The organism is Micromonospora sp. KC606, from assembly GCF_004348675.1.
In the GTDB taxonomy this organism is placed as follows: domain Bacteria; phylum Actinomycetota; class Actinomycetes; order Mycobacteriales; family Micromonosporaceae; genus Micromonospora.
This window is the reverse complement of record NZ_SMKN01000093.1, coordinates 1-22,024: the sequence shown is the minus strand read 5'-3', so window position 1 is coordinate 22,024 and position 22,024 is coordinate 1. Positions and strand designations below refer to the sequence as shown.

23 protein-coding genes are annotated in these 22,024 nt (G+C 72.3%); 16 read left to right on the top strand and 7 right to left on the bottom strand.

Annotation, left to right across the window (positions count from 1 at the left end; all coding sequences use genetic code 11):
* The first annotated feature begins 460 nt into the window (after positions 1-460).
* The 4 genes from purS to E1193_RS18240 all read left to right on the top strand — a co-directional run bounded on the left by purS (position 461) and on the right by E1193_RS18240 (position 5,045).
* The gene (gene purS, locus E1193_RS18255; RefSeq protein ID WP_132184404.1) at positions 461-724 is read left to right on the top strand and encodes a phosphoribosylformylglycinamidine synthase subunit PurS; all 264 of its coding nucleotides are present in this window, start codon (positions 461-463) and stop codon (positions 722-724) included.
* A complete protein-coding gene (purQ, locus tag E1193_RS18250) occupies positions 721-1,404 on the top strand; it encodes a phosphoribosylformylglycinamidine synthase subunit PurQ (protein ID WP_132184403.1) in 684 nt (227 codons plus the stop codon). Before purS ends, purQ begins: the two co-directional genes overlap by 4 nt.
* Before the next feature lie 70 nt (positions 1,405-1,474).
* Entirely contained in the window at positions 1,475-4,285 is a 2,811-nt protein-coding gene (gene purL / locus E1193_RS18245; protein ID WP_132184402.1) for a phosphoribosylformylglycinamidine synthase subunit PurL, read from the top strand.
* Between the two features lie 4 nt (positions 4,286-4,289).
* A complete protein-coding gene (locus E1193_RS18240; RefSeq protein ID WP_132184401.1) occupies positions 4,290-5,045 on the top strand; it encodes a 2-phosphosulfolactate phosphatase in 756 nt (251 codons plus the stop codon).
* A 121-nt stretch (positions 5,046-5,166) separates the two neighbouring features.
* Here E1193_RS18240 and E1193_RS18235 read toward each other — a convergent pair whose 3' ends face one another.
* Positions 5,167-7,329, bottom strand: coding sequence for a carboxypeptidase-like regulatory domain-containing protein (locus tag E1193_RS18235; protein WP_132184400.1), 2,163 nt, complete (start codon positions 7,327-7,329; stop codon positions 5,167-5,169).
* Between the two features lie 102 nt (positions 7,330-7,431).
* Between E1193_RS18235 and E1193_RS18230 the strand changes: the two genes are divergently transcribed.
* The 5 genes from E1193_RS18230 (at position 7,432) to amcA (ending at position 12,137) form a co-directional block, all read left to right on the top strand.
* The gene (locus E1193_RS18230) at positions 7,432-7,785 is read left to right on the top strand and encodes a sterol carrier family protein (RefSeq protein WP_243707759.1); all 354 of its coding nucleotides are present in this window, start codon (positions 7,432-7,434) and stop codon (positions 7,783-7,785) included.
* A 157-nt stretch (positions 7,786-7,942) separates the two neighbouring features.
* Positions 7,943-9,484: an amidophosphoribosyltransferase gene (purF, locus tag E1193_RS18225; protein ID WP_132184399.1), complete on the top strand. Its 1,542-nt coding sequence runs from the start codon at positions 7,943-7,945 to the stop codon at positions 9,482-9,484.
* Between the two features lie 60 nt (positions 9,485-9,544).
* The gene (gene purM, locus E1193_RS18220; RefSeq protein WP_132184398.1) at positions 9,545-10,699 is read left to right on the top strand and encodes a phosphoribosylformylglycinamidine cyclo-ligase; all 1,155 of its coding nucleotides are present in this window, start codon (positions 9,545-9,547) and stop codon (positions 10,697-10,699) included.
* Between the two features lie 129 nt (positions 10,700-10,828).
* A complete protein-coding gene (gene amcB / locus E1193_RS18215) occupies positions 10,829-11,932 on the top strand; it encodes a cyclophane-forming radical SAM peptide maturase AmcB (protein ID WP_347877037.1) in 1,104 nt (367 codons plus the stop codon).
* The gene (gene amcA, locus E1193_RS18210; protein WP_132184396.1) at positions 11,901-12,137 is read left to right on the top strand and encodes a multiple cyclophane-containing RiPP AmcA; all 237 of its coding nucleotides are present in this window, start codon (positions 11,901-11,903) and stop codon (positions 12,135-12,137) included. The genes amcB and amcA overlap by 32 nt, the downstream gene beginning before the upstream one ends.
* Before the next feature lie 147 nt (positions 12,138-12,284).
* Here amcA and E1193_RS18205 read toward each other — a convergent pair whose 3' ends face one another.
* Both E1193_RS18205 and E1193_RS18200 read right to left on the bottom strand, forming a co-directional pair.
* On the bottom strand, positions 12,285-12,500 hold the full coding sequence (locus E1193_RS18205) for a DUF3073 domain-containing protein (RefSeq protein ID WP_088976875.1): 216 nt from the start codon (positions 12,498-12,500) through the stop codon (positions 12,285-12,287).
* A gap of 287 nt (positions 12,501-12,787) precedes the next feature.
* Positions 12,788-13,870, bottom strand: coding sequence for a Glu/Leu/Phe/Val dehydrogenase (locus E1193_RS18200; protein ID WP_132184395.1), 1,083 nt, complete (start codon positions 13,868-13,870; stop codon positions 12,788-12,790).
* Positions 13,871-14,047: 177 nt separating this feature from the next.
* Between E1193_RS18200 and E1193_RS18195 the strand changes: the two genes are divergently transcribed.
* Both E1193_RS18195 and E1193_RS18190 read left to right on the top strand, forming a co-directional pair.
* Positions 14,048-14,887 (top strand): hypothetical protein, encoded by an 840-nt coding sequence (locus tag E1193_RS18195; protein WP_132184394.1) that lies wholly within the window; start codon positions 14,048-14,050, stop codon positions 14,885-14,887.
* Between the two features lie 242 nt (positions 14,888-15,129).
* Entirely contained in the window at positions 15,130-15,339 is a 210-nt protein-coding gene (locus tag E1193_RS18190) for a BldC family transcriptional regulator (protein ID WP_007073996.1), read from the top strand.
* Positions 15,340-15,447: 108 nt separating this feature from the next.
* Here the strand turns inward: E1193_RS18190 and E1193_RS18185 are convergent, their stop codons facing one another.
* Positions 15,448-15,828, bottom strand: a complete 381-nt coding sequence (locus E1193_RS18185; RefSeq protein ID WP_132184393.1) for a PPOX class F420-dependent oxidoreductase — start codon at positions 15,826-15,828, stop codon at positions 15,448-15,450.
* Between the two features lie 53 nt (positions 15,829-15,881).
* Here E1193_RS18185 and E1193_RS18180 point away from each other — a divergent pair, with 53 nt between their 5' ends.
* The gene (locus tag E1193_RS18180; RefSeq protein WP_132184392.1) at positions 15,882-16,661 is read left to right on the top strand and encodes a methyltransferase domain-containing protein; all 780 of its coding nucleotides are present in this window, start codon (positions 15,882-15,884) and stop codon (positions 16,659-16,661) included.
* A 27-nt stretch (positions 16,662-16,688) separates the two neighbouring features.
* On the opposite strand, the gene E1193_RS18175 is transcribed toward E1193_RS18180, so the two are convergent.
* Positions 16,689-16,982 carry a hypothetical protein gene (locus E1193_RS18175; protein WP_132184391.1) on the bottom strand — a complete coding sequence of 98 codons (294 nt, stop codon included), beginning with the start codon at positions 16,980-16,982 and terminating at the stop codon, positions 16,689-16,691.
* A 155-nt stretch (positions 16,983-17,137) separates the two neighbouring features.
* Between E1193_RS18175 and E1193_RS18170 the strand changes: the two genes are divergently transcribed.
* Both E1193_RS18170 and E1193_RS18165 read left to right on the top strand, forming a co-directional pair.
* The gene (locus E1193_RS18170) at positions 17,138-18,034 is read left to right on the top strand and encodes a 3-hydroxyacyl-CoA dehydrogenase family protein (protein WP_132184390.1); all 897 of its coding nucleotides are present in this window, start codon (positions 17,138-17,140) and stop codon (positions 18,032-18,034) included.
* A complete protein-coding gene (locus E1193_RS18165) occupies positions 18,031-18,774 on the top strand; it encodes an enoyl-CoA hydratase/isomerase family protein (RefSeq protein ID WP_132184389.1) in 744 nt (247 codons plus the stop codon). Before E1193_RS18170 ends, E1193_RS18165 begins: the two co-directional genes overlap by 4 nt.
* Positions 18,775-18,830: 56 nt before the next feature.
* Here the strand turns inward: E1193_RS18165 and E1193_RS18160 are convergent, their stop codons facing one another.
* Positions 18,831-20,183, bottom strand: a complete 1,353-nt coding sequence (locus E1193_RS18160) for an ABC transporter substrate-binding protein (RefSeq protein ID WP_132184388.1) — start codon at positions 20,181-20,183, stop codon at positions 18,831-18,833.
* A 165-nt stretch (positions 20,184-20,348) separates the two neighbouring features.
* Between E1193_RS18160 and E1193_RS18155 the strand changes: the two genes are divergently transcribed.
* A complete protein-coding gene (locus tag E1193_RS18155) occupies positions 20,349-20,738 on the top strand; it encodes a hypothetical protein (protein ID WP_132184387.1) in 390 nt (129 codons plus the stop codon).
* Positions 20,739-20,807: 69 nt separating this feature from the next.
* Here E1193_RS18155 and E1193_RS18150 read toward each other — a convergent pair whose 3' ends face one another.
* Positions 20,808-21,224 (bottom strand): hypothetical protein, encoded by a 417-nt coding sequence (locus tag E1193_RS18150; RefSeq protein ID WP_132184386.1) that lies wholly within the window; start codon positions 21,222-21,224, stop codon positions 20,808-20,810.
* A gap of 117 nt (positions 21,225-21,341) precedes the next feature.
* Between E1193_RS18150 and E1193_RS18145 the strand changes: the two genes are divergently transcribed.
* On the top strand, positions 21,342-22,024 hold a 683-nt coding region (locus E1193_RS18145), incomplete at its 3' end, for a DUF2786 domain-containing protein (RefSeq protein ID WP_132184385.1).

Genomic DNA, 22,024 nt, shown 5'->3' with positions numbered 1-22,024 from the left:
GACTCCTTGTGTCGGGGGCCCGGGGTCGCCGGGCAGAGTCGGCCGTCGACGGGTGAGGGGGTGACCCGCCGAGGCATCGATGAGGCATCGACACCTGCCGATGTACACTAAGGTTCTAGAGTCCCTTTCGCAAGAGTTCGATGGAGATTAACCGATGTGATACGCATGGCCAAGGTGGGGTCCTGGCTGTTTGTCAGAAACTGGTCACATTCGTCGCGGGTGAGCGCGTTTCGCCTGGCCTAGGGCGTGACATCTACGTGTCGTCACGATTACAGGCTACGAAACCGCATCGGCGTAGCAACGAAACGGCATCGGCCGTCCGCGCTGCTGCGCGGTTGTGTTGATCACTGCCTGAACTGGCCCCGGCCGGTGCGTCCGCAGCCGTATCTGCCAGGTACGCTGGGCCACGCTCGCCCGTAGTGGGCCGGCACCCAACTGCGTACACAGTCAGGAGTGCCCAGTGCCTCGCGTCGTCGTCGACGTCATGCTCAAGCCCGAGATCCTCGATCCCCAGGGCCAGGCCGTCGCAAACGCGCTGCCGCGGCTCGGCGTCGGTGACGTCGCCTCCGTCCGGATCGGTAGGCGGATCGAGATCGACTTCACCGGTGAGCCGGACCTGGACCAGGCCCGGGAGATCGCCGACAAGCTGCTCGCCAACCCCGTCATCGAGGACTTCACCGTCCGCGTGGTGGAGGCCGACGAGACCGTGGACGCGCACCCGTGACCGCGCGCGTCGGTGTGGTGACCTTCCCCGGCTCGCTCGACGACGGGGACGCGGCCCGGGCCGTACGCATCGCCGGCGCCGAGCCGGTCCGGCTCTGGCACGGTGACGCGGAGCTGCACGGGGTGGACGCCGTGGTCCTTCCCGGCGGCTTCTCCTACGGCGACTACCTGCGCTGCGGCGCCATCGCCCGGTTCGCCCCCGTGATGGAGAAGATCGTGGACGCGTCCCGGGGCGGCCTGCCGGTGCTCGGCATCTGCAACGGCTTCCAGATCCTCTGCGAGGCCCACCTGCTGCCCGGCGCGCTGACCCGCAACCAGCACCTGCACTTCCGCAACCGGGACCAGATCCTGCGCCTGGAGTCGACCGGCACCGCCTGGACGAACGCCTTCCAGCCGGGCCAGGAGATCCTCATCCCGGTCAAGAACGGTGAGGGCTGCTACGTCGCGGACACCGCCACCCTGGACGCGCTGGAGGCCGAGGGGCGAGTCGTCGCCCGCTACCTCGACGGCAATCCCAACGGGTCGCAGCGGGACATCGCCGCGATCACCAACCCCGCCGGCAACGTGGTCGGCATCATGCCCCACCCCGAGCACGCGGTGGAAGCACTCACCGGCCCCTCGCTGGACGGCCTCGGCTTCTTCACCTCGGTGCTCAAGCACCTGGTGGGGACGCCGGCGTGACCGTGCGCGACGGGATCATCGGTCGGCTCCACCGCCCCACGGGCGACCACGAGCGCAGCGAGGAGAGGTCATGACCACCCATCCGGACCCGGCCGTACGGGAGACGCCGGGCACCTTCCCGGCCGCCCCGGCGGAGCCGCCCGCGGCCACCGTGGCGCCGCAGGGCGGCCCGGCAGACGCGGGCCGGTGCGCCGATCCCGCGCCGGGCGCCGACTGGGCCGACGGCGTGGACACCGTGCCCCAGGCCGCTGACACTCCGGAGGAGCTTCAGCCGTACGCCGAGTTGGGCCTCCGCGACGACGAGTACGAGCGGATCCGGCACATCCTCGGCCGCCGCCCCACCCAGGCCGAGCTCGCCATGTACTCGATCATGTGGAGCGAGCACTGCTCCTACAAGTCGAGCAAGGTGCACCTGCGCCAGTTCGGCGAGAAGGCCCCGCCGAGCGACCGGCTGCTCGCCGGCATCGGTGAGAACGCGGGCGTGGTCCGGGTCTCCGACGAGCTGGCGGTCACCTTCAAGGTCGAGTCGCACAACCACCCGAGCTTCGTCGAGCCGTACCAGGGTGCGGCGACCGGTGTCGGTGGCATCGTCCGGGACATCCTGGCCATGGGCGCCCGCCCGGTCGCGGTGATGGACCCGCTGCGCTTCGGCGCGGCCGACCACCCGGACACCGCCCGGGTGCTCCCCGGCGTGGTCGCCGGCGTCGGCGGCTACGGCAACTGCCTCGGCCTGCCGAACATCGGCGGCGAGGTGGTCTTCGACCCCTGTTACCAGGGCAATCCCCTGGTCAATGCGCTCTGCCTCGGCGTTCTCCCGGTCGACCGGTTGCAGAAGAAGGACGCCGCCGGCCCCGGCAACGTCGTGGTGCTGATGGGTGCCAAGACCGGCCGGGACGGCATCGGCGGCGTGTCGGTGCTGGCCAGCGCCACCTTCGACGAGGGCAGCGAGCAGCGCCGCCCGTCGGTGCAGGTCGGCGACCCGTTCATGGAGAAGCTCCTCATCGAGGCGTGCCTGGAGCTGTACGACGCCGAGCTGGTCGTCGGCATCCAGGATCTCGGCGGCGCCGGCCTGACCTGCGCGCTGACCGAGACGGCCGCCTCGGCCGGCACCGGCATGCGGGTGTGGCTGGAGCGGGTGCCGCTGCGCGAGCCCTCGATGGAGCCGCACGAGATCCTGGCCAGCGAGTCGCAGGAGCGGATGCTGCTGGTCGTCGCCCCGGACAAGCTGGAGGCGGTGCTCAAGATCGCCGACAAGTGGGGCGTCTGGGCAACCGCGATCGGCGAGGTCACCGCGCCGGCGGCGGACGGCCAGCCGGGCCGGTTGGTTATCACCTGGCGCGACCAGTTGGTGGTGGACGTCCCGCCGGGCTCGCTGGTCGACGACGGTCCGGTCTACGCCCGCCCGATGCGCGAGCCGGCCGACCTGATCCTGCTCCAGGCCGACCGGGCCGAGACCCTGCCCCGGCCGAGCACGCCAGAGGCGCTGCGGGAGACCGTGCTCCGGATGGTCGCGTCTCCGAATTTGGCCGACAAGTCCTGGGTCACCGAGCAGTACGACCGGTACGTGCTGGGCAACACCGTGCTCGCCCAGCCGGAGGACGCCGGTGTGATCCGGATCGACGAGAAGAGCGGCCTCGGTGTCGCCCTCTCCGTCGACGGCAACGGCCGGTACGCCCGCCTCGACCCGTACCACGGGACGAAGCTGGCGCTGGCCGAGGCGTACCGGAACGTCGCCGTCACCGGGGCGAAGCCGATCGCCGTCACCAACTGCCTGAACTTCGGCTCACCCGAGGATCCGGGCGTCATGTGGCAGTTCGCCGAGGCGGTGCGCGGCCTGGCGGACGGCTGCCTGGAGCTGGGCATCCCGGTGACCGGGGGCAACGTCAGCTTCTACAACCAGACCGGCGCCGCGGCGATCCACCCGACTCCGGTGGTCGGCGTGCTGGGCCTGCTCGACGACGTCGCCAACCGGGTGCCGATGGGCTTCGTCCCGCGTCCCGCCGGGGATCACGACCAGCTCTTCCTGCTCGGCGACACACACGTGGAGCTCTCCGGATCCGAGTGGGCCTGGGTCACCCACGAGCACCTGGGCGGGATGCCGCCCCAGGTCGACCTGGCCCGCGAGCGGCTGCTGGCCGAGCTGATGGCGGAGGCGGCCCGGGTCGGTCACCTCAGCTCCGCCCACGACCTCTCCGACGGCGGCCTCGCCCAGAGCCTGGTCGAGTCCTGCCTGCGGCGCGGCGTCGGCGCCCGGATCGGGGTGCCGGAGCGGTTCGCCGATGGTTCCCTGCCGTTCGTCTTCCTGTTCAGCGAGTCGGCCGGCCGGATGCTGGTGTCGGTGCCGCGAGGGCACGAGAAGGCGTTCACGGCCCTCTGCTCGGAGCGGGGCGTGCCGTGGGAGCTGATCGGGGTCACCGACCCGGCCGGCGGCGCGCTCGAGGTGCACAACCAGTTCCGAATCGGTCTGGACGAACTGCGCGTGGCGCACACCGCGACCCTGCCGAAGCTCTTCGGCGGCCCGGAGGCGGCGCAGGTCGCGGTCGAGGCAACCCGCACCGGCACCACCACCACCGCGCAGGCGACGGCCACGCAGCCGGTGGACGTGCCGGCCGTCGAGCCGGTCGGGGCCGACGCCCAGCCGGTCGCGGACGAACCGGTCGCCGGGACGGCCCCGGGCGCGCCGACCGCTGCCGTCGCGCCGAGCACCGATACCGCGCCGAGCGGCGCCTCGGTCGAGTCGACCGGGCCGGCCGCCGAGGGCGTACCGGCCGAGGAGCAGGCCGGGGCTCCGGGCGCACCGGCCGGAACGGCCGCGGCCGACGCCACGGTCGCCAGCGCCGCCGGTGGCGGCGAGCAGCCCGCCGCGTTCGACAAGCACTGAGGCGGTGGCCGGGGCCGTCCACGCCCAACCCGGCGCAGGCGCCCGGTTCGACTGGGGCCTGACCGGGGCGGCGGAGCTCGGCCGTGTCTGCGCGGCGCTGGTGGTGGTGGACGTGCTCTCGTTCACCACCGCCGTGGAGGTGGCGGTCGGCCGCGGCATGCGGGTTCACCCGTTCCCCTGGGGCGAGCAGGCAGCCGACTACGCGCTGCGGATCGGGGCCGTCGCCGCGGTGGGCCGCCGCCAGACGACCCCGGAACACCCGTGGTCGCTATCCCCGGCGGCGCTGACCACCGCGCCGGCCGTCGCCGACCTGGTGCTGCCGTCGCCGAACGGATCGGCGATCAGCGCCGCCGCCAGCGCCACCGGGCTGCCCGTGGTCGCAGCCTGCCTGCGCAACGCCCGCGCCGTCGGGCGGTGGCTGCGCCGCCAGGGGTACGGCTCGACGGACGCCCCGGTGGGGGTGGTCGCCTCGGGCGAGCACTGGCCCGACGGCTCACTACGCCCGTCGGTCGAGGACCAGCTCGGCGCGGCCAGCGTGCTGGATGCCCTCTCCGGAGTGCCCGGCGGGCTGTCAGTGGAGGCGGCGGTGGCCCTCGCCGCGCTGGCCAGCACCCCGGACGTGCCCGCAGCGGTCCGCGGCTGCGTCTCCGGTCGGGAACTGGTCGAGGGCGGCTTCGCCGCCGACGTGGAGGTCGCCGTGCGGGCCAACGTCTCCGACGTGGTCCCCCTCCTTCGGCAGGGTGTCTTCTCCCGAGCCTGACAGCGCCGCCCGCAACCCTCGCCGGGCGAGGGCACCCGCACCGGCCGATGGACGGACGGTGCGGACGGCGGACGGAAAAGGGCTGCCCGGGAAGCGGGCAGCCCTTTTCTGTGCACTCGGGTCAGTCGTCCAGCCAGTCGAGGCGGCGGCCGCCCCGGTCCTGTGGCGGCGGGCCGTCCGGCCGGGCCCGACCTGCCGGAGCCTGCTCGCCGTAGTAGCCGCCACCCTGTTGGTCGTAGCCGTGGTTGTCGTAGCCGGCGCGCTGCTGCGGTGGCTCCTGGCCGTAGCCGCCCTGCTGCGGGGGCTCCTGGCGGAAGCCGGCCTGCTGCGGGGGTTGCTGGCCGTACCCGCCCTGGTGGCCACCGTAGCCGCCGGGCTGGTCATGTCCGGCCTGCGGAGCGCCGTAGCCGCCCTGCTGGCCGTACCCGTTGTCGTAGCCCTGCTGCGGAGCCGCGTCATAGCCACCCGGCGCGGCGTAGCCACCCTGGGCACCGTGGCCGGCGGCCGGCTCCTGACCACGACCGTAGCCCGGCGGCTCGGCCTGGCCGTAGCCCGGCTCCGGCTGGTAGGTGCTGGTCGGGTACGGGTCGGCCGGCGGTACGTAGGTGCCGGTGGCCTCGCCGTTGTAGCGGCCGGTCGGCTCGTCGTACCGCTCGCCGTAGCCGCCGCCCTGCTCCTGGCCGGCGTAGCCGGGACCGCCGGCAGGGGCCGCGTAGTCGTTGCCGTATCCGCCACCGGACGACGGCGCGTTGCCGTACGCACCGCCGCCGGCCGGCGCGTTGCCGTATCCGCCACCGGAGGACGGCGCGTTGCCGTATCCGCCACCGGACGACGGCGCGTTGCCGTATCCGCCACCGGACGACGGCGCGTTGCCGTATCCGCCCGCGGCGGCGCCGGCGGCACCGTACCCGGGTTCGTTGCCGTAGCCGCCGCCCGAGGCGGGGGCGTTGCCGTAGCCGGCCGGCTGGCCGTACCCGCCGCCCTGGGCGGGCTCGTCGCCGTAGCCGCCGCCGGCCCAGCCGCCGGCCTGCGCTCCACCAGGCCCGTACGGCTGCGGCGGGGCCGCGTACGGGTCCGGCGGGACGTCGTCGACGATCGGGCGCTGCATCATCGTCGGCGCGTCGCTCAGCGAGGCGCCACCCACCATCGTCGGGTCGGGCCCGGCACCGACCCGGTTGACCACCCGGGTCTGGTCGTCGGCTCCTCGCAGAGCGCCTCGCGCTGCGGGCACGCCACCGGCCGCGGCGGCGCCCTGGGTCGCGTCCCCGTCGTCCTCCTCGGCGTTCCTGCGGCGGATCCAGAGCAGCACGATCGTGCCGACCCCGGCCGCGACGAGCAGACCGCCGAGCAGGATGACCAGGAACGACCCCATGCCACCCTCGTCGTTGGAGGCCGCCTGCTGCGCTCCGGCGGCGGGCTCGGTGGCCTCCGCGGTGGCGTCGTCCTCGGTGGCCTCCTCGGTCGGCGTCGTCTCGGCGGAGGGCGACGGGCTCGCGCTGGGGGAGACCTCCACCTTGATCGGCAGGGTGATCCGCTGGTTGGTCAGGCTCTGCCCGGCGCTGGCGGTGATCGTCTTGGTGTTGATCACGTCAGCGCCCTTGCTGGCCCCCAGGTCGATCCGGCCCGGGGCGATGGGCCGTTCCGAGGAGCCGGTGAACCGCCAGTTGCCGCTGCTGTTGGTGGTGGTCTCGTACTGGTGACCCTGGGAGTCACGCAGCATTACCCGCGCGCCCGGGACCGCGTCGTCGTTGGCGGCCGCCACCACCTTGCCGGAGATCGACTTGACGGTCTGCTCCTCCGGCGGCTCGCTCGTCGGCGCGGCCCTGCCCTTCACGGTCAACGTGAAGTTCGGCGTGGCGGGTTCTGACTTGTCCGGGACCACCCGGACGGTGACCTGGGCGGTGGCGTCCGACGCGTTGTCGTTTGCCCGCAGGGTCAGCAACTGAATCTTGGGCTGGCCAGGAATGTCACTGAAGGTGATGGTGCCGCAGCCGTTACAGCTGACGCCCGACGGCAGGCCACTGAGGCTGATTTCGGCCGATTTGTCACCATCGCCCGGAGTGACCCGGACCGTCACGGTAGCGTCGCTGCCGGCGTTCACCGTCACCGAGCCGGGCGACACGCTGGCCGAGGCGGCGAGGGCCGGCGCGGCGGGGGCGGCGAGCAGAGCGCCGGCAACCAGCGCTACGACCACACCGGCCCGTTGCTTCCAGGCACGTCGGTGTGTTGACACGTCCACCGCCTTCCGGTCTGACTTCCCGGGTCGGTTTGCACCAGGGATCATCACGGTACGAATACGCCGTCGGCAACTATGCCTTGTCTGACGGGATCGGCGCGACCCAGGGCCGGTGTCCGAGCCGGCGGCATCGGGTCGTATCGTCCCGTTGTGTCCTCTCCGCACATAAAGTCCGTCGCGGTCGCGACGGTGCTCGCGGCCCTCGACGAGGGGCGCGTCCCCGAACGGTCGGTGTACCGGGAGGCGGTCCGTGCCTTGTTGACCGTCCTCGCGGAGCGGGCCCCCGGCCGATCGGTGGAGGTGCGAGTCCCACCTTACGGTGCAGTTCAGTGTCTCCCCGGGCCCCGACACACCCGTGGCGCCCCGCCGAACGTGGTGGAAATGGACCCGGCGACGTGGTTGGCGGTGGCCACGGGGCAACTCTCCTGGGACGAGGCGGTCACCGAGGGTCGCGTTCGGGTCAGTGGAACGCGAGCCGATCTTTCCGACTATCTGCCCCTCTAGCAGGGGTGACCGGGCGGCCGGGCGACCCGGCGGAGGTGAATCGTGACTATCTGTATCGACTTCGATTCGCGTACACTGGCAGGCGACGACAGTGGGCCCCGGGCGGTGGCATGCTGAACGCACGCCAGGCCATCCAGACCACCATGAGGAGCGGCAGGTGCCCCGAGGCGACGGCCGGCTGAGCCATGACCTTGACCCCCAACGACCGGGCCCGCAGGACGCGTGCGGCGTCTTCGGCGTCTGGGCCCCGGGTGAAGAGGTCGCCAACCTGACCTACTTCGGGCTCTACGCGTTGCAGCACCGCGGCCAGGAGGCCGCCGGCATCGCGGTGAGCGACGGTTCGGGCGTGGTGGTCTACAAGGACCTCGGCCTGGTGGCCCAGGTCTTCGACGAGCCGACCCTGGCGAGCCTGCGCGGGCACGTGGCGATCGGTCACGCCCGCTACTCCACCACCGGCGCGTCGACCTGGGAGAACGCCCAGCCGACCATCCGCTCCAGCACCTCCGGCACCACCATTGCCCTGGCGCACAACGGCAACCTCGTCAACACCGCCGAGCTTCAGCGCGAGGTGGGCGAGCGCGGGCTGGGCTCCGACGGAGCCACCAACGACACCTCGCTGGTGACCATGCTGCTGGCGAGCTACCCCGACCTGTCGGTCGAGGCGGCGGCGATGCAGGTGCTGCCCCGCCTACGCGGCGCCTTCAGCTTCGTCTTCATGGACGAGTCGACCCTCTACGCGGCCCGCGACCCGCATGGCGTACGTCCGCTGGTGCTGGGCCGGCTGGAGCGCGGCTGGGTGGTGGCGAGCGAGACGGCCGCGCTGGACATCGTCGGCGCCAGCGTCGTCCGCGAGATCGAGCCCGGCGAGCTGATCGCGATCGACGGCGACGGGCTACGTTCCACCCGGTTCGCCGCCCCGGACCCGAAGGGCTGCCTCTTCGAGTACGTCTACATCGCCCGTCCGGACGCCACCATCGCCGGGCGTAACGTGCACAGCGCCCGGAAGCAGATCGGCCGTCAGCTGGCCCGGGAGCACCCGGTCGAGGCCGACCTGGTGATCCCGGTGCCGGAGTCCGGCACCCCGGCGGCCATCGGGTACGCCGAGGAGTCGGGCATCACCTACGGCGCCGGCCTGATGAAGAACCCGTACGTCGGGCGGACCTTCATCCAGCCGTCGCAGACGCTGCGCCAGCTCGGCATCCGGCTCAAGCTCAACCCGCTGCGTGAGAACGTGCGGGGCAAGCGGCTGGTCGTGGTCGACGACTCGATCGTGCGCGGCAACACCCAGCGGGCCATCGTGCGGATGCTGCGCGAGGCGGGCGCGCTGGAGGTCCACGTGCGGATCTCGTCCCCGCCGGTCACCTGGCCGTGCTTCTACGGCATCGACTTCGCCACCCGCGCGGAGCTGCTGGCGAACGGCCTGGACAACGAGGGTGTCCGGCGGTCGATCGGCGCGGACACCCTCGGTTACGTCTCGCTTCCCGGTCTCATCGCCGCGACCGAGCAGCCCAAGACCCGGCTCTGCCGCGCCTGCTTCGACGGGGAGTACCCGATCGAGCTGCCAGCGGGGAACCTGATCGGCAAGCACGTGCTCGAGGGCGTGGAGCGGCGGGTCGCGAACACCCCCGCCGACGAACTCGGGTCCGCCACCCCTCCGCTCGTCGCCACTCCGGGCGGCGCGACCGTCCACCACCCGTAGCACCGCCCGGCGTCGTACCGGCACCCCGGTGCGGCGCCGAGAACCACAAAGGGGAGAACCGTGACGTACGTGTCCGAGCGCAGCGGCGCAGGAAGCAGCCAGACCGGCGCTGGTGGCGACCGGCAGCCCTGGACGGCCGGCGCCGGCCGCACGACCCGCAGGCGCACGGTCTCGTACGCCGACGCCGGAGTCTCGATCGAGGCGGGCGACCGCGCGGTCGAGCTGCTGAAGTCGAAGGTGAAGCAGACCCGGCGGCCGGAGGTCATGGGTGACCTGGGCGGCTTCGCCGGGCTGTTCCGCCTGGACACCACGAAGTACACCAACCCGATCCTGGCCTCCTCGACCGACGGTGTCGGCACGAAGCTGGTGATCGCACAGCAGATGGACATCCACGACACGGTCGGCATCGACCTGGTCGCGATGGTCGTCGACGACCTGGTGGCCTGCGGCGCCGAGCCGTTGTTCCTGCTCGACTACATCGCCACCGGCGAGGTCGTGCCGGAGAAGGTCGCCGAGATCGGGGCCGGCATCGCCGACGGCTGCCGGTACGCCGGCTGCGCCCTGCTGGGCGGGGAGACCGCCGAGCACCCGGGAGTGCTCCGCCCCGACGAGTACGACATCTCCGCCACCGGTGTCGGCGTGGTCGAGGAGAGCGAAATCCTCAGCCCGGAGCGGGTCGAGGTGGGCGACGTGGTGATCGCCATGCGCTCGTCCGGCCTGCACTCCAACGGCTACTCGCTGGTCCGGCACGTGCTGCTGGGTGCCGGCCGGATGCGGCTGGACGTGGTGATCGAGGACTTCGGCCGGCAGCGGACGCTCGGCGAGGAACTGCTCACCCCGACCAAGATCTACGCCCAGGACTGCCTCAAGCTGATCGCCGAGGCCGAGGTGCGCTCGATCGCCCACGTCACCGGCGGCGGGATCCCGGGCAACCTGGTGCGAATCCTGCCCGAGCACGTCGACGCGGTGGTCAACCGCGCCACCTGGAAGCCGCAGCCGATTTTCGACCTGATCCAGTCCAAGGGGCGGATCGAGGACCCGGAGATGGAGGCGACCTTCAACATGGGTGTCGGCATGTTCGCGATCGTCTCGGCCGAGGACGCCGACCGCGCGCTGGCCACCCTGGCCGGCAGGGGCGTGGACGCCTGGCAGGCCGGCGAGATCATTGAGGGCTCCGGCAACGTGCAGCTGATCGGACAGCACACCCGGGGGTGATCACAGTCTGTTGATCATCCGGGCACCTGAACAGGTCTTCACCCGAGTGGTCGTCGCCGCCTAGCCTGAAGAGCACTTCAGGCACCGGGAGGAGGGCCGATGGCTGCTCGGGCGGAGCCGGTGACGGGGATGAGCGGCCTCGCCGTGATCCCCTCGTACGTGGTGATGCAGCCGACCACGCTGTGCAACCTGGACTGCGCCTACTGCTACCTCCCGTTCCGTGCCGCGGACCGGCGGATGCCGGTGGCGGTGGCGGAGGCGGTCGCCGCCTCGGTGAACCGGTGGGCGCGGTCGGGGCGGTTCTCGGTGGTCTGGCACGGCGGTGAGCCTCTCGCGGCGGGCCGGGAGCACCTGGCGGCACTGATGGCCCCGTTCGCGCCGGAGGTGGAGCACCACGTACAGACCAACGCCACGCTGGTCGACGACGCCTGGTGCGCGTTCTTCGCCGAGCACCGGGTGCGGGTGAGCGTGAGCGTGGACGGCCCCCGGGAGCGCAACGACGACCGGGTGACCCGGGGCGGACTGCCGGCGTACGACCGGATCGTGCGCGGTGTCGAGGCGCTGCGCCGGCACGACCTGCCCTTCTCGGCGCTGGCGGTGGTCAGTCGGCCCGGTCCGGGCTGCGCCACCGAGTTGTACGACTACTTCCTCGACCTCGGCTGCGACGTGCTCGGGGTCAACATCGAGGAGACCGAGGGGGTCAACACCCGCGGCAACGCGCACGACGCCGCCGCGGTGACCGCGTTCTGGGCCGAGCTGGTGGCGGCCTGGCGGCGGGCGCCGCGGATCCACCTGCGTGAGGTGGAGTGGCCGTTGCGGTACGCCGCAGCGGTGCTCAACGGTACCGCCGGCGAGCTGCTGCCCCGGCAGCTCGACCCGATCCCGACCGTCGGTCACGACGGCTCGGTGGTCGTGCTCTCCCCGGAGCTGGCCGGCTTCAGCGATCCCCGGTACGGCGACTTCAGCAGCGGCAGTGTTCTGGTCACCCCGCTGGCCGAGATCCTCACCGGCGCGGCGGGCACGCCGTGGGTCGGCGAGTTCCTGTCCGGGGTCGAGGCGTGCCGGTCCTCCTGCCCGTACTTCGGTTTCTGCGGCGGCGGCCACGCGGCCAACCGCTACTTCGAGCAGGGCCGGTTCGACGGTACCGAGACCGAGCACTGCCGGAACAGCAAGATCCGCCTACTGGAGGGAGTGTTGGAGCATGCCCGAGACCACGAGTCACCGGCAGCCTGAGGCCGTCGGAGGAGGTGTGGCGGATTCGGTCGTCGACCGGGTCCGTCAGGCCGCCACGGGGCTGACCGCCCTGCTCCACGAGGCTGAGGCAGCCCGCCGCGCACGGGCGGAGGTGGCCGGTTCCGACGGTTCCGGGGCGGTCTGCGCCTGGAACCACTTCGAGAACATCCCGACCTTCTACAACTGGAACAATCGGCCGCGCTGAGCGGACGCGACCACCGAGATCAGGGACCTCGCCCATCAGCCGGAGTGATCCGGCCGGGTGGGGTCCCTGATCTCGGCTGTGGCACCGCTGTGGATGGCACATGCGTGAGCACGCGGGAGGCGCCGCGTGCTCAGCTGCGACCGCAGGTCAGCGGGTCGGAGGAACCCAGGTATCCGGGTCGTCGTCCGCGTGATCCTCATCGTCGTCGTCGACATACTCTTTGTAGTCGTCGTCGAAGTTGTGCTCAGACTTACCAGCACCCGCCAGTTCGCGCTGCAAGGCGGTGAGGTCGGTGTTCGGGGAGTGATACTTCAACTCCCGGGCCACCTTCGTCTGCTTGGCCTTAGCACGGCCGCGCCCCATGGCTCGACCCCCTCGCACAGAATGCGGGGCAGCCCGAAGGCGGGCCCCGATGACGTCAGGCATCTCTCGTGGCTCTTACGGTACATGGGGATGCCACCGTTCGGCACCTCGGGTTACCGTCAGCCGGCACTGCGCGTCGCAGTCACCCGGCCGTCACCGAGTGTACCCGGTAAGGAGTGGCGTCGACGATCGGTCGTGACGGCGGACAGAGCGTTGCAAAGTGGCCGAATTCATCTTACCCACCGGGGCCCGGGGCGGCGGGACGCCCCGCACCCCGGGCGGCGGCCTCAGCGCAGATGGATGGTTCGCAGACGGCCGACCTCGGCCATCCGGCGCTCGGCGAGCCGGTCGGCGGCCACCGCCGGCGGAACGCCCTCGTCGTCCGCGAGCCGCAGGATCTCCCGCGTGGTGTCGTAGATGCGCGTGGCGCGCAACCGGGCCCGCTCGAAGTTGAAGCCCTCGATCTCGTCCGCGACCTGGATCACACCGCCGGCGTTTACCACGTAGTCGGGGGCGTAGAGAACGCCCCGGTCGGCCAGTAGCTTCTCGATGCCAGGGTGGGCGAGCTGGTTGTTCGCCGCGCCGGCAACCACCCGGGCCCGCAGCGCCGGCACGGTGTCGTCGTTCAGCGCGCCGCCCAGCGCGCACGGGGCGAACACGTCGATGTCGGCGCCGACCAGGGCGGCGGCGTCGTCGACCAGGACGACCTGCGGGTGGGTGCTGCGGGCCCACTCGCACGCCTTCGGGTCGACGTCGCAGGCGACCACCTCGGCGCCGTCGTCCAGCAGGTGGCCGACCAGGTGCTTGCCGACCTTGCCCAGGCCGGCCACGCCAACCCGGCGACCGGCCAGCGTCGGGGTGCCCCACACGTGCTCGGCGGCGGCCCGCATGCCCTGAAAGACGCCCCAGGCGGTGAGGATCGAGGAGTCGCCAGCGCCGCCGTGCTCCACGCTGCGGCCGGTGACGTAGCGCGTCTCCCGGGCGATCACGTCCATGTCGGCGACGAAGGTGCCGACGTCGCAGGCGGTGTAGTAGCGCCCGCCGAGCGACTCCACGAAGCGGCCGTACGCACGCAGCAACGCCTCGCTCTTGATCTTCTCCGGGTCACCCCAGATGACCGCCTTGCCGCCGCCCAGGTCCAGCCCGGCAAGGGCGTTCTTGTACGCCATCCCGCGGGACAGGTCGAGCACGTCCGCCAGCGCGACCTCCTCGCTGGCGTACGGGTAGAACCGGGTGCCGCCGAGCGCGGGGCCCAGTGCGGTCGAGTAGATGCCGATGATGGCCCGGAGGCCGGTCTGCTTGTCCTGGCAGAAGACGACCTGTTCGTGACCGGTCGATCCCGGGTCGTCGGTGCTGGCGAATACGCCCATGGCTGACTCCTGTGTCGGTGAGCGTCCTTGTGGGACGCGGACCCTGGTGGGCAGGCCGGCGGGGATGCTGCCGGTCCTGCTGAGCCTAATATCGGTCGGCGCCGCGCTGTCGTCCACGTCACGTCCGCCCGAGGGCGGCGACGGCGGTCCACCCCCGTTTCGTGAAAGGATCGCGCCGTGCCGCTCTTCGCTTCGTATCTGCGCGTGTACGAGCCGCTGACCGCCTTTGACCGGGACCGCCAGTCGTACTGGCGGCGCTACGTGCGGGAGGGGCGCGCGGTGGCGCCGCTGGAGGGCCCCGGGCGGCAGCGCAGCTCGGTCATCGAGGCGTTGGGCGCAGGCTGGACCCGGCTGCCCGACCTGCCGGACGAGGCGTACGTGCTGGAAGCCGACGACACCCTGCTGGTCTGTCCCTGGAACCTGCGGATCCGGGTGGCCGAGGCGGCGCTGAGCGCGCGGGACGGCGTTCCGCCGGTGCTCGCCGACGCGTTCGTGCCGCCGATTCTCGCCGGGCAGGCCAAGGCGGCGGTGGATGACTGGCGCAGCGGCGCCCGGGTGCTGGAGCACGGCATGCCTCGGCTGCACGAGCAGACGGCCACCTGGGGGGTGCCGCTGCGCTGGTTCGTGCTCTTCGAGGCGGCGGAGCGGGATCTGGTGATCAACCCGTCCGACCGGCGGGCGCTGCGCTACCGGACCGAGATCTCTAAGGCCCGGCGGCGGGCGCAGCGGGCGCTGTCGGTGCTGCGCAAGTCGGTCGGGGAGGCGCCGATCACCGAGGCGGTCGAGGAGGCGGCCCGCTGGCTGGAGGAGTTCCACCCGCGTTCGGTGGTGGAGCTGGACTACGCCGGCCTGGTACGGCTGCTCTCCGACGAGGCCCTGGCCGACGACGACTCCACGGATCTGGTCGCCGCCGGGCTGGCCGGGCTGTCCCGGGGTAAGGCGGAGGAGGCGTCCGCGGCGTACGACCGCCTGGTGGCCCGGTGGCGGGCGGTGCAACTGCTGGAACGGTGCAACTGACCCCGAAAAGGACAGCCGATCTGAGGGCTTTTCGTGGCTGATGGATCACGAAGCGTGATTATGAGTCCGAATAAGGTAGTTAGTGGCGTGTAAAATGCTGATAAATCGGGCATGGTTCATCCGTCCGTCTAGGGACCTTCGGCCGTTCGGCCCATGTCGGACATCGGGGACTAGCCGGACCATGGGAGACGCGTCGGCCGGCGGGACCCCGGCCGATGTCTATACATGTGGAGGAGTGACCGATGGCATCGCGAACGCATGAACCAGAGCCGCTGCTCACGCCGGCCGAGGTGGCGTCGATGTTCCGTGTCGACCCGAAGACGGTTACCCGGTGGGCCAAGGCGGGGAAGCTCAGCGCGATCCGGACCCTGGGCGGCCACCGTCGGTACCGCGAGTCGGAGGTGCGGGCCCTGCTGCAGGGACAGATCCCCCAGCAGCGCCAGGGAGACTGACCGACGACAACGAGAAGCGTTTCCAGCATCAGGGGCGGGCGGACGTCGCGACAGCGGCAACCCACCGCCCCTGAACCATGCAGGGGTCCGACGCCTCCGCCGGGTGCCTCACCCGGACAACATCACCCGGAGGCCCACGGTGCCGGCCGTGCCCCGCCGCAGCCGGCTGCCGAGCAGGCTCAGCCGGCCGATCAGCCGGTACTTCCGCTTGACCAGGTCGCGGATCCGGTCGCTCTCCTCCGGCCCGCAGAGGACCGCGTGCCCCGGCGCCGCCGGCCCGCGCGGGCGGCCCCGCACGTCGCACGGAGCCACCGTCACCGCGCCGTCGCGCCGGATCCGCTTCACCTTGCCGGAGTCGGCGGCCGTCCACACCGCGAGCGCGTCGCCGTCACGCACGGCCCAGACCGGGGTGGCCACCGCGCGACCATCCCTGCGGAACGTTGTCAGCAGGACGTACTTCTCCGCCGCCAGGCGGTCCAGGTCGGTCACCCGGCCAGGATACGGCCGCGACAGCCGCCGCCCACGCGGCTAGCGTGAACGGCGTGACCGGGGAACCCAGGATCGGCGACGTGTTCGGCGAGATGCTGCGCGACGCGTACGCGGTGCACCTCGGGACCGGCCCCCGGCCGCTGGCGGGCGGGCGGCTGCCCCGCCCGGTCATCGAGATCATCGAGCGGGACGACGGGCTGGTCAACGGGGCCCCCGCCGCCCACTACCTGGAGGGCCCCGAACACTGGCAGCCGTACGACCACCGGGCCGTCGACCACGCCCGGGGCGAGACGCTGGACGTCGGCGTCGGTGGCGGCCGGATCGCGCGGGAACTCCAGGCGCGTGGCGTACCGGTGACCGGGCTGGACACCTCCCCCGGCGCGCTGCGGGTGTCCCGGCGCCGGGGTGTGCGTGACCTGGTCCTCGGCACCGTCGACGAGCACGCCGCCGACGGTCGCCGGTACGACACCTTCCTGCTGCTCGGCAACAACCTCGGCCTGTTCGAGGGGCGCGAGCGGGCACCGGGGTTCCTCGCCGCACTCGCCGCCATGGCTCGCCCCGGCGCGCGGATCGTGGCGCAGGGCACCGACCCGTACGGCACCACCGATCCGCTGCAGACCGGCTACCACGAAGGCAACCGTCGGCGCGGCCGGCTCGGCGGCCAGCTGCGGCTGCGGCTGCGCTACCGCGAGCTGGGCACCGACTGGTTCGACTACCTGGTCTGCTCCGCCGACGAACTGGCGGAGCTGGTCCACGGCACGCCGTGGCGACTGGTCGACGTGGACGACCGGGACGCCCCGTACTACCTGGCCACCCTGCGACTCGCGGAGTGACCGGGCGGGCCGGGGCTCCCGGCCGCCTCAGACCTCGACCGTCGGAGCGTGCTGCTCCGGCGGCAGCCCGCCGTCGCCGTCGACCACCTCGTCCGGCGTGCCGTCCTCGTCGATGTCGACCATGGTGATGTCCACCTTGCCGTCGCCGTCGGTGTCGAACTGGAAGAGGTCCGCCTTGCCGTCCCCGTCGGTGTCGACCACCCACACGTCGGTCTTCCCGTCGTTGTTGGTGTCGGCGCGGAGCAGGTCGACGCGCTCGTCGCCGCGGGTCTCCACGGTCTCGGTGTCGTCGGTGGTGCCGTCCACGGGTGCCTGGCTCATGTCGACTCGTCCTTCCCTCGGCGTTGGGGGCCGTCTGTACCCGCTCCGTCGATCCCCCACGCATGCCGTCCCGGCGCGTGCTGCATAGGGTCGCACCCAGGAGCGGGCGGCACGACGGAGACCCCGTACGTCACCGCCCCGCAGCGAGGAGCGTCATGAGTGGTCGTTTTGTCGTCGTCGGTGCCGGCACGATGGGCCTCGGAATCGCCTACGTCGCCGCCGGCGCGGGCTACGCCGTCGAACTCGTCGAGGTCGACCGGGACCGGGCACGGGCCGCCGCCACGCGTCTCGGTGAGCTGTGGAACCGCGCCGTGCGGGGCGGCAGGCTCGACGCCGGGCAGGCCGTCACGAACCAGGAGCGGCTGACCCCGCGGGCCGCGCTGGCCGAGGTCGCCCCGGAGCCCGACGTCGTCGTCGAGGCGGTGCCGGAACGGCGGGACCTGAAGAGGGCGGTGCTGGGCGAGGCCGAGGCGTTACGCCCCGCGCTGCTGGGCAGCAACACCTCCAGCATCCCGATCGCCGAGCTGGCCGCCGGCCTGGCCCGGCCGGAGAACTTTCTCGGCCTGCACTTCTTCAACCCGGTCTGGGCGATGACGCTGCTGGAGATCGTGGTCGGCCCGGCCACCGCCGCGCCGACCACCGAGGCGGCCGTCGCGCTCGCCGACCGGCTGGGCAAGGACCCCGTCGTGGTGCGCGACATGCCGGGCTTCGCCACCTCCCGGCTCGGGGTCACCCTCGGCCTGGAGGCCATCCGGATGGTCGCCGACGGCGTGGCCGACCCCGCCGACATCGACAAGGCGATGGTCCTCGGCTACCGGCACCCGGTCGGCCCGCTGGAACTCACCGACCTGGTCGGGCTGGACGTCCGGCTGGACATCGCCCGGACCCTCCAGGCCGCGTACGGGGACCGGTTCGCTCCGCCGCCGCTACTGGTCGAGATGGTCGCCGACGGCCGGCTCGGCAAGAAATCCGGCCAGGGCTTCTACCGCTGGGCGGACGGTCGCCGGGTCGACGCCGACACCGACCCCGCGTCGGCCGGGAGGACCCGATGAGCGGACTGCGGATCGAGGACCTGCCCGACCGGCTGGTGGTGACGCTGGACCGGCCGGAGAAGCGCAACGCCATCGACGCCGACCTGATCGGCGAGCTGCACGCGGTCTGCGCCGAACTGGAGACCCGTCCCCGGCTGCTGCTGCTCACCGGAGGGGCGGAGGGCGTCTTCGCCGGCGGCGCCGACATCGGCCAGCTCCGTGACCGGGGCCGACTGGACGCCCTCGCCGCCATCAACCAGGCCGCCTTCGCCCGGATCCGGGCCCTGCCGATGCCGAGCGTGGCCGCCGTGGACGGGCCTGCGCTGGGCGGCGGCGCCGAGCTGGCGTACGCCTGCGACCTGCGGGTCTGCACCGCCCGGGCGGTCTTCGGTCAGCCCGAGGTGCGGTTGGGCATCCTGGCCGGCGCGGGCGCGACCCACCGGCTGCCCACGCTGGTCGGTGAGGCCCGGGCCAAGGAACTGCTCTTCACCGGCCGGCGGGTGGACGCCGAGGAGGCACTGCGGATCGGCCTGGTCAACCGGATGGTGGCCGCGCCGGCGCAACTGCTTTCCGCCGCGCACGAGCTGATCGACGAGATGGCGAAGGCGTCGGCGCTGGCGCTGCGACTGACCAAGCTGGCCGTGGACGCGCCGCCGGCCGCCCACCCGCAGCTGGATCTGGTCAGCCAGGCGGTCCTCTTCGAGGACGAGGAGAAGCGGCGGCGGATGACCGAGTTCCTGGACCGCAGCCGTCCCCGCTGAACGCACCGTACGCGCGACGGCCGCACCGGATGCCCGGTGCGGCCGCCGTCGAACGCTCAGTGCCGGATCGGCACGCCCGCGTCGTCCAGCGCGGTGATCAGCCCAGCCGACTCGGCGAAGCCGATGACCAGCACGGCCTCCGGGCCATACGCCTTGATCTCGTCGGCCATGCCGGTGAAGTCGACCGGGGCGTGCTTGGCTTCGGCCGGTGGCTCGTAGGTCAACAGCTTCACCCGGTCCCCACCGATGCCGGCCTGCTCCAGCTCGGCGCGGACGGTCTCCTGGAGGCCCTCACCGTAGGAATCCCCGCGGGCCACCACGACGATACGCGCGGGGCCGTCGCGCAGCATCACGTCGGCCAGCGCCCGGCCCTGGAGACTGTCCGGCGGGGCGGTGCGGAAGTACAGGCCCTTGTCGTCGGTCTTGGTCAGCCCGGAGTCGGTGTTCGACGGCGAGAAGAGGATCCGCCCGGCCGCCACCACGTCCGGCAGCACGGCGGCGGAGATGCCGGAGCCGCCGGCGCCGATGATGACGTGCACGTCCTTCGCGATGTGCGAGGCCACCGTGGCTTTGGCGACCGCCACGCTGGTGCCGTCGTCGCCGTCGATCCAGACCACCGGGTCGCCGAGCACGCCGCCGGCGGCGTTGATCTCCTTGACCGCCAGGGCCGTCCCGGCCCCCATCGGCGGATACGCCAGGGCCAGATCACCGGTCTTGGGCAGCAGCTCGCCGAAGACCAGCGGGGAGCCGTCGGCGCGGTCGCCACGCCCGCCCTGCTGCTTACGCGGCGTCGGCGGGGCCTTCGAGCTCGCCCCGGAGTCGTTGCCGGCGCCCACGAACTCGCTCTTGGCGTCGTTGATCTTCTGGTCGTCGAAGTGGAGGGTGGCGTAGCTCGCCGTGGCCGGCTCGCCCGCGTCGGTGAACCCGGCCCGGGTCAGCGACGGGCCGCGGTACTCGATGTCCTGCCCCTCCCGGGCCAGCTTCAGGCAGGTCTTGACGTCCGTGCAGCGCTGGCCGTTGGTGGTCACCCCGACGATCTGCCGGGCGATCTGCGTCGGCTCGGTGCTGCCGGCCAGCTGCGCCGCCAACGCGCTGATGACCACCGCGTCGTACGACTCGGCGGCGTAGAGGTAGTCGGTCAACTTCGGGTCGATCCGGAGCAGCCGCTGCTTGAAGTCCTCGGTCAGCGGCGTCAGCGGTGTGGTGCCCTTCATACCGTCGACGAGGTTGCCGCGGTTCTTCAACTCCGCCGGGAAGGAGTTCAGCATGTTGCCGTCGGTGCCGTACAGGCGCACCTGCGGGGTCGCCGTGTCCTCGGGCTTGTCGGTGGTCCCGCATGCGCTGGTGGCGAGCAGGAACGCCGCACCCGCCGCCAGGATGGCAGCGCGCGGGTCGCGTGTAGCGAGCATCGTCGTCCTTCCTCCGGGGAGGTCCGCTGGGCACGATAGCGTGCCACCGCGGCCGGTGACAGAGCGGAGTCTTCCCCGGTCGGCGGCCCGATGGCGACCGGTACGCAGTGTCACCGCGGGGAACTGCGGGGTCACCGCTTGACCGTCGGTCCTACCGTTCGTCGGGTGACCGAGGTACCGGACCAGACGCTCGACGACGCGGCCGCCGTACTCCGATCGGCCCTGACGGGCGACGGCGACGCGGTGGTGGGGACCTTCGACGCGGTGGTCGACCGGTCCGGGCTCGCCGGGGCGTACGGGGTCGCCTGGTGCCTCGCCGCCACGATGGTCGGCGAACCGCCGCCGCCCGGCGCCTGCGCGCTGGACTTTCCCGGCATCGAGGACGCCGGGTACGACACGCGCTGGGTGGCCCGTTTCGTCAGCGCGTACGCCAACCATGACGCGGACACCGGCGAGGCGCTCTTCGGGGCAGCGGTCGCCGACGGTCTGCTGCCGGACTGCCTGCTCACCCTCGCCGGCTCGACAGTGGCCACCCTGCGCAGCCGGGCCGGCTGACCCCGGTGGCCAGACTGCGCAGCCGGGCCGGCTGACGGCGGTGGACAGCCGGGCGCCCACCGCCACCGGTCAGAACGCGTGGTACGCGATCAGCGGCTCGACCTCGTACCGCAGGGTCTCGAAGCGGACCTTGAACCGGACGCCGTCCCGCACGTCCGTGGCCACGGTGATGAAGTTGGACCCCGACGGCAGATAGGTGCGGTAGTTGCACGCGCCCGTCCGGTCGATGAAGATCACGCACGCGTTGACGCCGTACTGGCTGGCGTTGCGGACGTTGATGTCCCTGCACCGGGTGGTGGTGCGGTACGGGCCGGCGTCGCCGCCACTGCGGCCCTGGTCGAAATACGAGCGGACCGCGCCGCCGTAGCAGGTGGCGGCCGAGGCGAACAGGTTGCTCCCGGGGGCGGCTGCCTGGGCGGGGGAGCCGAGGGCGAGCAGGGACAGCGCCGCTGTGACCACCGTCAGGCGGGTGACCGAGGATGCCATGGGGTGCCTCCAGAGGGATGGGTGAACCCTGCGTTGCGGGCGGTATGCCGAGCGTGGTGATCATACCGACGAACCGTGCGAAGTGGACCATCCCGCAGATGTGATAGCTCTGGTGATATGTCCGAGGCCATGCTCAGCAAGGTGCGCAAGCTGCTCGCCCAGGCCGAGGACCCGGCCTGCACGCCCGCCGAGTCCGCCGCCTTCACCGAGAAGGCCACCGAACTGATCGCCCGCTACGGCGTCGACCGGGCGCTGCTGGCTGCCCGCGACCCCACCACCGATCCGGTCGGCGACCGGGTGGTCGACGTCGTCGCCCCGTACGCCCGGGACAAGGCCGGCCTGCTCGCCGCCGTCGCCGATCCACTGCGCTGCCGCTGTGTGCGTCGCCGCCACGGCCACGCCTTCGCGCTGCACCTGTTCGGTTTCGCCAGCGACCTGGAACGGGTCGACCTGCTCTACACCTCGCTGTTGGTGCAGGCCGCGCACGCGTTGGCCGGCACTCCCGTGCCCGCCGGCGAGCATCCGGCCGCCTTCCGCCGATCCTGGCTGGCCGGCTTCGCTCGGGTGATCGGGGAACGGCTGCGGGCCGCCGAGGCGGGCGCGGCGGCCGAGCAGGGTGGCCCTTCCATGGCGCTGGTCCTCGCGGACCGGTCCGACCGGGTGGCCGGCAGGGTCACCGAGCTCTACCCGAGGCTCCGGACGGCGCCCCCGCGTCGCCTCGCCGGCAGCGGCTTCGGCGCCGGCGAGGCAGCGGGTCGCCGCGCCCGCCTCGACAGCCCCGCAGCCGTCCCCCACCACTC